Raw genomic sequence first — 12640 nt, 5'->3', positions numbered from 1 at the left:
GAGCCTCTCTTACATCTATAGTCTCAATTGAATGCTGACTTGGGTTAGCTGCGACAGTTTGCGAACAGATCCATATGTGGATTATAAACTTCGGTGGTGATATCCATGATGCCAAGCATTGAATGGAACAGATTATCTTGTGAATAGGTTTTTTGTTGAGCATTATTCCGTAAGCAGGTTGTATTGAGTGATTTTTCTCGCTCAAAACCAGGGGATGTCCAAAATATCATTGGAACTTGCGTTTGATATTCTGGTGCCAAGCCATAAGGCATACCATGCAAGAACAAACCGTTTTCACCGAGTGACTCACCGTGATCAGAAATGTAAATCAATGCAGTATTGTATTTATCTTCTAATGTTTTGAGTTTTTCGATGGTTTGAGCAATAACGTAATCGGTATACAAGATGGTGTTGTCATATGTATTGATTATTTGAACAACAGTGCAGTTCTCTATATCCGCTCGCGGGCAATCAGGTTGAAATACCTTTTTGTCTTGCGGATAACGTTGAAAATACGTTGGGCCATGGCTGCCAATTAAATGCATGAGCAACATACGGTTACCCTGCATTTTGTCGATATTCTTCTCGAAATTTTCTAGCATAGCCATGTCATAGCAGGTCTGTCCATTACACAGTTCATCAACGCGGCTGCGATCAATTTCGATTTTGTCGATGTTTTTGGCTACATTCTTGTCACCACCATCATTTTCAATCCAGAATAAACCAACCTGTGCACGCTTCAATATATCCAAAAAGTTATCTTGGTTATCCGCGGCTTGGCGACTGTAATTATCACGAGTAAAAGACGAGAACATACAAGGGACAGATACCGCTGTTGCTGTACCACAAGAGCTGACATCTTGAAATGAAATAACATTTAGTGCTTTGGTGTAGCTATTGGTTGGTCGACTATAGCCATTGAGCTGATAGTTTTGTGAACGAGCCGTTTCGCCAAGTACAAATACCACTAAGGTCGGTTTATCTGTCGCAGCAGATAGAGCTTGTGGCGTTTGTTTGGCATCTAACCCTATTTCTCGATAAATAATCGGTGTCGCTAAATACGTACGATGTACATATTTCCCAATGCTATATACAAGCTGTGTTGGGATAATAAGCTGCCTTAAATAAGAGTTGTTACGGCCAACCGAGGCATAGTCTTGATAGTACATCATTGCGACAGTGCCAATCACTACCAAAGAAATGGCCATGGAGGTCAACTTTCGCAAAATCAGATTGAAGAATGACTTGTTTTTTTGAATCGGAGTGATGATTAGTAGTAGGGCTGGAATTATTCCCATGCCGATCATCCACACCAAAGAGTACAGACTAAAATAAGAGCCCGCTTCACTGCTATCGGTTTCTACAATGTTGGCTATCATGTCCGAATCAAACAGGGTGCCATAATTAAAACCAGCGTAACTGACGGCAGCTGACAATAGGATTAAAAGCGCGAAAAAGGGTTTGGTGAGCCAAGGCCAGCTAAATAGATTAAATAAGAAATTAAAGGTGGCCAAAAAGAAGATTGGAATTGAAATAACAAAACCAATTTTTACCCCGTCTAATTTACTCAAAACATCACTGAGCGCAGAATAAACTGGAAGGTTAACAATGACTACAAAATATAACGCAAGACAAAAACTAATGCCTACGTAAGAGAGGTTAATTCCTTTGAATGATCTATGCATTGATTACACCAAAATAAAACACCATGTGAATGCTGCGAAAATTAATGCAACGAGAACGGCGGCAGAGCCGATATCTTTTGCTCGTCCACTCAGTTCATGCCATTCACTACCGACTCGATCAACCACAGCTTCGATGGCGGAGTTCATCAATTCAACAAGCACGACCAATACCAAGCTGCCAATCATTAATAGCTGTTCTATTTTCGTGACAGGGAGAAAGAATGTAAGCGCGATTAATAAAAGAGAAGCAACCACTTCTTGCCTAAAGGCTGCTTCATTCTGCCATGCAGCATGAAGACCTTTCATTGAATAACCGGTGGCATAAAAAAGACGACTGATACCTGTACGACCTGGTTTCATAGTTCAAACAACCTAGTAATAATTATGTGGGAAATAAGATTAAATTAGACTAGCACCATAAGTGTGAAAAATTTGTTGAGGAAAAATCACCCTTTTAGTGTAGTGAGATTAATTGTGCAGCATTGTTACTGTCGTAGTAATCATAACGCAAAGGCCTAGCAATTTCGCTAGGCCTTTTTATGGTTGGATGAGTTATCATTCGATGGGTGACTATTCCGCCGCTTTAGTCGGTTGTGCTCGTAGTTTATTTGCTAATGCCACTACAAATGGGCTACTGAGAATCAATACCGCAAGAACTGTAAAAGCAAGGGTAATCGGACGTTCCCACAAGAAACTTAATTCACCATCGCTGATCATCAAGGCGCGGCGTAAGTTTTCTTCCATTAAGCCTCCCAAAATAAAGCCGAGTAACAAAGGTGCGAGTGGGAAATTAGCCAGCCTCAATGCAATTGCTCCCATGGCGACCAACAGCATGATGAAGACATCCATAGTATTGAAGGACACCAAGTACACACCAGTAATTGAGAAAAACAAAATCATCGGTAGTAATACTGTTCTTGGTACGGCAAGTAATCTTGATATGTAGGGAATAAGCGGCAAATTTAAAATAATCAGTACGATATTACCCAAGTACATTGAAATGATGACAGACCAAAAAACATCGGGGTGATCCACAAACAAGCGAGGGCCGGGTTGAATGCCGTATGACAAAAGTGCACCTAGCATAATTGCCGTCGTTCCTGAGCCTGGAATGCCCAGAGTTAAAAGCGGTACAAATGAGCCACTGGATGCTGCGTTATTGGCAGACTCTGGTGCGACTAATCCTCGAATTGAACCTTTGCCAAATTGTTCTTTTTTATCTTTTGGCGCTAAGTTACGCTCCATGCCGTAGCTCAAAAATGCGGCGATGGTTGCACCAGCACCAGGTAAGACACCCGTAAAGAAACCAAGGATAGAAGAACGAATAGAAACCGGAGCCGCTTCCTTAAACTCTTCTTTGGTGATTTTCATGCTACCTAAATTACTGAGTTTATTTTGTTCCTCTGAACGTGTATCGCCATCTGGTTTTAAAATGCCCATCAACGTTTCGCCTAAGGCAAAGGTAGCCATCGCGAGTAATAAGAAGCTAAAGCCATCCATTAAATCAGTTAAGCCGAAAGTAAAACGCTCAACGCCAACCCCTTTATCGATACCCACCGTTGAAAGCATTAAGCCAAGAATGGTCATCATCCAAGCTTTAATGACTTGTCCTTTGCCTGCAAAAGCTGCAACGGCCGATAAACCTAATAGCATCAGTGCAAAATAATCAGATGATTGGAAACTTAGTGAGACTTTCGCCAGCGCAGGGGCTGCGACCAATAACATAATGGCTGAAAGTGTGCCGCCAGTGAATGAAGCATAAGCTGCAAGGGCTAACGCTTTACCTGCTTGGCCTTTTTGCGCCATTGGGTAGCCATCGAATGCGGTAACAACAGTGGATGAGCATCCCGGAGCATTGATTAAAATTGATGAGGTGGAACCACCAAAAATAGCGCCATAGTAAACACCAGCCATTAAAATTAGGCCTGAGGAGGGTTCAAGCCCATAGGTAATGGGGATCATCAGCGCGATAGCCGAAATCGGCCCCAGTCCCGGTAGCATACCGATAAAAGTACCAACAAAACAACCAATGATAACCATGAAGATATTCATTGGCATCATGGCGGTAGAAAGCCCTTGTAAAATTCCATCTAACATAATTTGTTCCTACCAAAGAGTGAAAATAAGTCCTGGTTCAAGGTAAATATCCAAGCCTTGAGTCAAGAGAAGGTAAAAGGCGATCACAAACGGGAAAGACGCACCAAGAAGAATGGATTTACGTCTTTCACCCAAGATAAAAAAGCCAGCGAGAAGAAAGAAGCTGGTGGCGAGTACAAAACCAATGTATGTCAGTCCCAGCCCGTAAAGTGCCATCAACACTAAAAAGCCAATTAATAACTTCCAGTTAAAGTCGAGTACCGCTCCACTGTCTTTATCCGGTTTGCCCATCACCAATAACATCAGTGATAAAAACACACCAGCGTAAGTGAGTAAGTTCGGTAGTGTTTGCGCATTAAACGGTTCGTATTCATCACCGGGAAACATGGGAATATTGGTGGTTTGATAGCCGTAACATAGGCTCAGAGCAAGAAAGACTAATGCACCAACACGATCGCGGCACAGTAGGTACTCCTTACTGAAATAATTGGTTGGCAGATCCGACATATCCAACTCCGTTGCAAAATAATGGATAGAAAAAACCGCACACCAGCGAGTTAATAAATGTATTAACTAAGCGGTAAATTAAAGGGCGTGATTAGCGACCAATAACCTGACCGAATAAACAAAGGAGTATAAACATAGTGGAGTACGGCAAAAGGTGATTTAGAGGCGGGGACAACGTGCGCCCCCGAAACGTTACTATTTTAGGAAACCTAGCTCGCGCATTAGATCACCCATTTGTTTTTCTTGATCTTCCAAGAATGAGTAGAACTCTTTGTCTGCCTTGTAGTTGTCTATCCAACCATTGCGGTCACGGACAACTTTCCATTCATCAGTGGTGTACATTTTCGACAAAGCGGCATTCCATTCATTGATTTTTTCTTGGCTAGTTCCCGGAGCGGCAAAGAAACCACGCCAGTTAGCAAATACGGTTGGGTTGCCATATTCAGTCAGTGTCGGAATGTTTGGTGCAACCTCAAGACGCTTTGGTGCGGTAATAGCAAGAATTTTCACTTGACCAGATTTCGACATTTCTAGTACTTCACCTAGGCCAGTAGAAAGCAACTGAGTTTCACCAGAAAGCAGAGCAGCCATGGCTTTGCCGCCCGCATCATACGCAATATAGCGTACTTCTTTCGGGTTGAGATTTTGTCCTTTAAATGCTGCAGCAACGACCAAGTGGTCCATACTACCGCGCGCGGAACCACCAGCTACTTTTACTTTTCGTGGATTGTCTTTGAAGTCTGCAACGGCATCTTCCCAAGTATTATATTTTGAATCGCCGGCTGCAACGATAGCACCGTAATCAGAAACGGTGGCAGCGATGGGGGTTAAATCTCGAAATGATTGAGGAAATACGCCAGATAAAGAACGCACCACAATAGGGGTCGAATTGACCATCAACGTATCTTGTTGACGATCTGCTGTTTCAATTAAGTGTGCAATGGCTTTGCCGCCACCACCGCCAGAGAGGTTTTGGTACGAAACATTACTGACAATATTGGCTTTCATCAGCACATCACCAGTACCACGAGCCGTCATGTCCCAACCACCACCGGCACCACCAGGAATTAAAATGTGCAGTTTTTCTATGTCAGCCGCTAAGCTACTGAAAGAAAAGGCTGCAGCCAAAATGGATGCGGCGAGGGTTGGTTTAAAATGCTTAAACATATTCACGTTCCTTATGTCGGCGCATCATTGTCGTCAGCGTAAGCTGGCTGACGATAACGTCATGATGCTTATTGTTATTATCATTATTCCGCTAAATGTAGCTTGTTGCGGATAATATTAAGTTAATAACTTGTTGCCGTTTTGTCTCTAATGCGTAGATAAAAACAATATTGAGCATAAAGGAAGTTTTGTTCATAAAGTTCACGCTCGGTTTCGCAGGCTTGATGTGAACTTTATATGAAGGGGCTTATTGACTTTTTACGAGCAATAACTTGCTGTTATTGTAAGAAAAATCAGAAGCTGCCATTTCATTCTCTTGGCTTAAAATTGAATCGATATTCGGTAGCAGTACAAAAAAGATCAATGGCTCTGCGTGAAGTGGTTGCCACAATGCATTCTCGCTATTTTGTGTATAACCGTTTAGGTAGACGGTTAACACCAAGCTATCAGGTGACAGTTGTGAATGGTTAAAATGACCTAAGGTATGGACGGCTCCCCACACAGAGTCTAGCGAACGCTCAAAAGCACTCTTTAAGTAAAGATCAATTGCGAATCTCTGCTGGTTGGATTGTTGATGCACTTGTAGTCGTTCGCCTAAATATTTCCCTTTGTTAAAAGGTAAATATCCTAAATTGTTTGCAGCGATGGTCCCTTGATTGTCACAGGTTTGAACAGAATCTTCGTTTTGCACGCTGCTGTACAATTCACAACCAAAACGTCCAATCAGGTGATTCAATGCAACATGGAAGATCTGTACATCGAAGGGATGACTATTTTGTTCGTGCAAATTTAATTCTGGAAATAGCGTAGGTAATTCATCTTCGACAGATTTGAGGTCGGTTGTCCATACCAAGTGATTTTGCTCAACCGCGCTTCGAACCACATTTGGGTTATCCGCAACAGTAAGTTCGTTTTCTGAGTAGTAAGCCTCACTTAAAGTGGAATAGGTCATTGAGTGGTATTCATCTAACGAATAAGCAATGCATCCCGATAGCAAAGGAATAGTGAGTAGTGAGGCAAAATATTGTGCAGTTGTGCTTGTCTTCCAAAGACTCATAGTGACTACCATGTCATAGGTGATTGTTTGCACTTGTTATTCTATCGGTTCAATGATTGTTTTTCCCTTTCCAAGCTCACAGAGTCACCTTTCTATCTAACCTTTATATTCTGGTTAGATATTGAGTCGGTTTATTATACATTAGTCTAAATTGTCGACAATTATCTTGATTGTCGACACTTTAGTGGTCTATTTTGTGTTTAGTTTGATTAATTGTTAACACATTTTTTTTTAGTGATGTAAACCGGCTAGTGAAGAACTGTGTAAGGCGAAACGATGAATACAATAGTCCAAAATAAAGCGCTAAAAATCAGTGCTCTTGAGCGTCAAAAAGATCTGATGACTAAACCCGAAAAAGAAAGCACCAAATCAGAGAATCTTACTGAGTATTTGATTGAAGCGATTGTTGAAGGGCAAATCGCACCCGGCAGCAAGATTTCAGAACCGGAACTTGCTAAACACTTTCAGGTCAGCCGAGGTCCACTGCGTGAAGCTATTATGCGAGTGGAAGGGTTAGGCTTGATCGAGCGTATCCCACATATTGGCGCACGAGTTATTCAACTATCACCCGACAAATTAGTTGAATTATACGCTGTGCGCGAGGCTCTTGAAGGAATGGCTGCCAGGCTTGCGGCTCGCAATATCAACACCGACGAGTTAATTAGACTTGAAGGGTTATTGTCGACACATTCTCACCATATCGACCAAGTGGAAGGGGCATCTTACTTTCACCAGCATGGTGATTTCGACTTTCATTACTGCATCATCAAAGCGAGCCGCAATCAGAAACTCATCACCTTATTGTGCGATGAGCTTTATCACTTATTACGTATGTATCGCTATCAATCACCGCGTTCACATTCACGCCCTAAAGAGGCGTTAGATGAGCATAAATACATTCTGCAAGCGATAAAAAACCGCGATGAAGAATTGGCTGAAATGTTAATGCGACGCCATATCTCCGGTAGCCGGAAATTGATTGAGCAGCAGATTGCGAACGAACAGTAGATAGCCAATGGCTTGAAGTTATTAAATAAATAGTGGTGGTACAGGCTGAGTGTCAGTGTAGAACCACTTCAAGACGAAAAGAATCGAAATCTAAAGCGCACTGATTAGGAGAATCTCATGAGCTTAAGTCCGGGGGCGAAATTTAGACTCGCCGTGCAAAGTAATGACCCGCTGCAAATTGTCGGCACCGTCAACCCTTATTGCGCCATGATGGCGAAACGTTTAGGTCACCAAGCGATTTATCTTTCTGGTGGCGGTATTGCCAATGCATCTTATGGATTGCCGGATCTTGGCATTACAACGCTTAACGATGTGCTGGTGGATGTGGAACGCATTACTAATGCGTGTGATTTGCCTTTGCTGGTCGATATAGATACCGGATTCGGTGGTGCATTTAACATTGCCCGCACGATCAAAGCGATGGAAAAAGCCGGTGCAGCCGCGATCCATATGGAAGATCAAGTAGCACAGAAGCGCTGTGGTCACCGACCAAACAAAGCTATTGTCAGTCAGCAAGAAATGGTGGATCGCGTGAAAGCGGCCGCTGATGCGCGCATCAATCCTGAATTTGTCATCATGGCACGAACGGATGCGTTAGCGGTGGAAGGAATTGATAGCGCAATAGAACGTGCGATTGCATGTGTGGATGCTGGCGCAGATATGATTTTCCCTGAAGCGATGACCACTCTAGAACAGTATGACCGTTTTTCGACTGCACTTGCTGCGGCTAGTGGTAAACACGTGCCAATTTTGGCCAATATTACCGAGTTTGGCCAGACGCCACTTTATGGCTGTCAGGATTTAGCAAAATCGAAAGTTGACATGGTGCTTTATCCACTCAGTGCGTTCCGAGCAATGAATAAAGCGGCTGAAATGGTGTATCGCCATTTACTCGAACATGGCAACCAAGAAGCCTTACTCGATACGATGCAAACCCGTAACGAACTTTATGATTATCTCAATTACCACGATTATGAAGACAAACTCGATCAGCTGTTCTCTGAGAAAGAATAAGTGAAGTGCGTTGAATGAAAAGCGCAATGCATCAAATAAAAATCAACAGAATACAGCATGGACTGAATTAACTATCGGCCACTAACAAGATAAATAGAAATAACAAGCTCTAAATGAGCATATTCAATAACGTGAAATCGCTTGATCGACCCGCTACCTAATTATGTGTTTTTCTACAACTTCAGGTTTTTAGAAAGACAAGACATGATGAAGATAAAAGCACATCCACACGAGATAGGGCGTGAGAGCAAGAAAAGGAGTTCAACATGTCAAATGCACCACTCGGCGGCGCAGGTCTGCGCGGACAAAGCGCGGGCGTTACTGCTTTGTGTACCGTAGGAAAAACCGGAACTGGCTTAACTTATCGAGGTTACGATATTACTGACCTCGCCAATAACGCACAATTTGAAGAAGTCGCGCATTTATTATTGGTTGGACATTTACCTACCCAAGCCGAACTGGATCAATACAAAACTCGTTTAATTGGTCTACGTGGTTTGCCACAGTCACTGAAGGCTGCACTAGAGCTTATCCCTGCGGATGCGCACCCAATGGATGTCATGCGCACAGGCTGTTCTGTACTTGGTAATCTTGAAACTGAACACAGCTTTGATGAGCAACTCAGTGCGACTGAGCGCATGTTGGCGCTGTTTCCGGCCATTATTTGTTACTGGTATCGTTTTAGTCACGATGGCGTTCGCATTGATACCGAAGATCAAAGTGAAGATTGCATCGGTGGTTACTTTTTGAAAATGTTGACCGGGAAAACCCCAAGCGAGCTACATAAGCAAGTGATGCATTGCTCACTAATTTTGTACGCTGAGCATGAATTTAATGCTTCAACGTTTGCAGCGCGAGTGTGTGCATCTACCTTGTCAGACATCCACTCTTGCGTGACTGGTGCTATTGGTACATTGCGTGGCCCGTTGCATGGTGGTGCCAATGAAGCTGCAATGGAAATGATTGAAAATTGGCAAACACCTGAAGAAGCAGAGTCCAACATCCTGCAAATGCTCGCTAATAAAGACAAAATCATGGGGTTTGGTCATGCAATTTATCGTGAAAGTGACCCGCGCAATGCGCTGATCAAACGCTGGTCTAAAACTCTGTCTGAAGCCGTCGGCGATACTCATCTATACGCCGTGTCAGAGAGAGTCGAAGCGGTGATGAAGCGCGAAAAAGGCTTATTCTGCAATGCCGATTTCTTCCATGCTTCGGCGTATCACTTTATGGATATTCCCACCAAACTCTTTACCCCTATTTTTGTGATGAGTCGTTTAACAGGCTGGGCTGCGCATGTTTTTGAACAACGTGCCAATAACCGAATCATTCGTCCAAGTGCCGACTACGATGGCCCAGAGCATCAACAATGGTTACCGATAGAGCAACGTAAATAACGTTCAGTTGTGTGAAATATAAAGCGTTCCCCACTTTGGGGATGGTTTGGGGGAGGAATAATGTGATGGGTGGAAGTAATGAATAATCAAACAGTTAGCCAATTTCAGAGTAGTAGCCAATACAAAAAACCATTGGCAGGTACAACACTGGATTATTTTGATGCGCGCCAAGCGGTTGATGAAATTCAAATGGGTGCGTATGAAAAACTCCCTTACACCTCGCGAATTTTGGCGGAAAACTTAGTCCGTCGTTGCGAGCCGCATGCATTGGTTGATTCTTTAAAGCAATTGATTGAGCGCAAGCGTGACCTTGATTTTCCTTGGTATCCAGCGCGCGTCGTTTGCCACGATATTTTAGGCCAAACCGCATTGGTTGATTTAGCTGGTTTAAGAGATGCGATTGCCGAACAAGGTGGTGATCCAGCCAAGGTTAATCCAGTGGTGGAGACGCAATTAATAGTTGATCACTCATTAGCGGTGGAGCACGCAGGCTTTGAGCCTAATGCCTTTGAGAAAAATCGCGCAATTGAAGACCGTCGCAATGAAGACCGCTTCCATTTTATCGAATGGTGTAAAACCGCGTTTGAAAATGTCAGCGTTATCCCTGCGGGTAACGGCATCATGCACCAAATTAATCTAGAAAAAATGTCGCCTGTGGTTCAAGTCAAAGATGGTGTTGCCTTTCCAGATACGTGTGTTGGCACCGACAGCCACACGCCGCATGTCGATGCCTTAGGTGTGATAGCGATTGGTGTTGGCGGTTTGGAGGCCGAAACAGTGATGCTCGGTCGCCCATCAATGATGCGTTTACCCGATATTGTTGGGGTGAAATTAACCGGGAACCGTCAGCCGGGTATTACTGCTACTGATATTGTTCTCGCGATAACAGAATTTCTGCGTAACCAGCGCGTGGTTTCGTGTTATCTGGAATTTTTTGGTGAAGGGGCGCGTAATTTGACCATCGGTGATCGCGCTACCATCTCTAATATGACACCTGAATACGGCGCAACCGCAGGGATGTTTTATATTGATGAACAGACTATCAATTACCTAAAGCTAACGGGACGAGATGCCGAGCAAGTGGCGTTAGTGGAACAATATGCAAAGCAAACGGGATTGTGGGCGGATGATTTGCAACACGCGGAATATGAGCGTGTGTTGGAATTTGATTTATCACAAGTACAGCGCAATCTTGCAGGACCTTCTAATCCACATCGTCGCTTACCCACCTCCGAACTCGCTCAGCGCGGTATCGCTGGTGAATGGCAAGAAAAAGAGGGTGAATTGCCAGATGGTGCGGTGATCATCGCCGCCATTACGTCGTGTACCAATACCAGTAACCCACGCAATGTGGTTGCAGCAGCGCTGTTGGCCAAAAAAGCGAATCAGCTTGGTTTGGTGCGTAAACCTTGGGTGAAAACGTCATTCGCTCCAGGTTCAAAAGTGGCCAAGTTATACCTAGAAGATGCGGGATTACTACCAGAGTTAGAGCAGCTTGGTTTTGGGATTGTCGGCTATGCATGTACCACCTGTAATGGTATGAGTGGTGCGCTGGATCCGCTCATCCAAAATGAAATCATCGAACGCGACCTTTACACCACAGCTGTGTTATCGGGCAACCGCAACTTTGACGGTCGTATTCACCCTTATGCCAAACAAGCATTCTTAGCTTCACCACCGTTGGTGGTGGCTTATGCGTTGGCGGGAACGATTCGTTTTGATATTGAAAAAGATGCATTGGGCATTGATGCACAAGGTAACCCGATCTATCTCAATGACTTGTGGCCGAGCGATGAAGACATTGATGCTGTTGTTAATCATCACGTAAAACCGGCACAGTTCAATCAAATCTATATTCAGATGTTTAAGCCAGAGAGTGAAGCAGCAAACAACAATCCGCTTTATGATTGGCGGCCAATGAGTACCTACATCCGTCGTCCTCCTTATTGGCAAGGTGCACTAGCTGGTGAGAGAAGTTTGTCTGGTATGCGTCCTCTGGCGATTTTGGGTGACAATATCACTACCGACCACCTATCACCATCGAACGCTATTTTAGCTTCTAGTGCCGCAGGTGAGTACCTGACCCAAATGGGGGTTCCAGAAGCTGATTTTAATTCGTATGCAACCCACCGAGGCGATCACCTCACCGCGCAGCGTGCCACTTTTGCTAACCCCAAGTTATTCAATGAAATGGTGCAACAGCGGGGTAAGGTTCAGCAAGGATCACTGGCGCGCATTGAGCCTGAAGGGCAGGTAACACGTATGTGGGAAGCCATTGAAACCTACATGAATCGTAAACAACCGCTCATTATTATCGCAGGAGCCGATTACGGTCAGGGTTCATCTCGTGACTGGGCGGCTAAAGGAGTGCGTTTAGCTGGCGTTGAAGCGATTGTGGCTGAAGGTTTTGAACGCATTCATCGCACCAATTTAGTCGGTATGGGCGTGCTACCACTGCAATTTAAAGCAGGGACTGATCGTCACACATTAGAGCTCGATGGTACTGAACTTTATGATGTTGTAGGTGAGATCAAACCGGGTGTCGATTTAGCTTTGGTTATCACTCGTACTCAAGGCGAAAGAAACGGTGAGAAACTAGACGTTGCGGTGACGTGTCGTTTAGACACGGCTGATGAAGTGAATGTCTATAACGCAGGCGGTGTATTACAACGTTTCGCGCAAGATTTTCTGGCTCAGTAGGGAGAAAG

10 protein-coding genes are annotated in these 12640 nt (G+C 44.0%); 4 read left to right on the top strand and 6 right to left on the bottom strand.

Going from position 1 to position 12640, the window contains the following annotated elements; all coding sequences use genetic code 11:
* Positions 1-44: 44 nt before the first annotated feature.
* From MCT08_RS09080 to MCT08_RS09055, 6 genes are all read right to left on the bottom strand, one after another.
* Positions 45-1685: a phosphoethanolamine transferase gene (locus tag MCT08_RS09080; RefSeq protein WP_274678281.1), complete on the bottom strand. Its 1641-nt coding sequence runs from the start codon at positions 1683-1685 to the stop codon at positions 45-47.
* A gap of 3 nt (positions 1686-1688) precedes the next feature.
* Positions 1689-2045, bottom strand: a complete 357-nt coding sequence (locus MCT08_RS09075) for a diacylglycerol kinase (RefSeq protein ID WP_171981066.1) — start codon at positions 2043-2045, stop codon at positions 1689-1691.
* Between the two features lie 210 nt (positions 2046-2255).
* Positions 2256-3782 (bottom strand): tripartite tricarboxylate transporter permease, encoded by a 1527-nt coding sequence (locus MCT08_RS09070; protein WP_274678280.1) that lies wholly within the window; start codon positions 3780-3782, stop codon positions 2256-2258.
* Between the two features lie 9 nt (positions 3783-3791).
* A complete protein-coding gene (locus tag MCT08_RS09065; RefSeq protein WP_053309867.1) occupies positions 3792-4289 on the bottom strand; it encodes a tripartite tricarboxylate transporter TctB family protein in 498 nt (165 codons plus the stop codon).
* A 195-nt stretch (positions 4290-4484) separates the two neighbouring features.
* Positions 4485-5456, bottom strand: a complete 972-nt coding sequence (locus tag MCT08_RS09060; RefSeq protein ID WP_172533354.1) for a tripartite tricarboxylate transporter substrate binding protein — start codon at positions 5454-5456, stop codon at positions 4485-4487.
* A gap of 247 nt (positions 5457-5703) precedes the next feature.
* Positions 5704-6513, bottom strand: coding sequence for a hypothetical protein (locus tag MCT08_RS09055; protein WP_053309865.1), 810 nt, complete (start codon positions 6511-6513; stop codon positions 5704-5706).
* Positions 6514-6852: 339 nt separating this feature from the next.
* On the opposite strand from MCT08_RS09055, the gene MCT08_RS09050 reads away from it, so the two are divergent.
* From MCT08_RS09050 to acnD, 4 genes are all read left to right on the top strand, one after another.
* Positions 6853-7521, top strand: coding sequence for a GntR family transcriptional regulator (locus tag MCT08_RS09050; RefSeq protein WP_141652839.1), 669 nt, complete (start codon positions 6853-6855; stop codon positions 7519-7521).
* 117 nt (positions 7522-7638) lie between these two features.
* Entirely contained in the window at positions 7639-8535 is an 897-nt protein-coding gene (gene prpB / locus MCT08_RS09045; RefSeq protein WP_168522285.1) for a methylisocitrate lyase, read from the top strand.
* Between the two features lie 266 nt (positions 8536-8801).
* Positions 8802-9932, top strand: a complete 1131-nt coding sequence (gene prpC / locus MCT08_RS09040; protein ID WP_053309862.1) for a bifunctional 2-methylcitrate synthase/citrate synthase — start codon at positions 8802-8804, stop codon at positions 9930-9932.
* A gap of 78 nt (positions 9933-10010) precedes the next feature.
* Positions 10011-12632: a Fe/S-dependent 2-methylisocitrate dehydratase AcnD gene (acnD, locus tag MCT08_RS09035; protein WP_274678279.1), complete on the top strand. Its 2622-nt coding sequence runs from the start codon at positions 10011-10013 to the stop codon at positions 12630-12632.
* Positions 12633-12640: the final 8 nt, after the last annotated feature.

Origin of the sequence: Vibrio aestuarianus, assembly GCF_028858425.1 — a bacterium.
Lineage (GTDB): Bacteria > Pseudomonadota > Gammaproteobacteria > Enterobacterales > Vibrionaceae > Vibrio > Vibrio aestuarianus.
The sequence above is the reverse complement of the archived record's forward strand: the minus strand, read 5'-3'. Positions and strand labels throughout refer to the sequence as shown.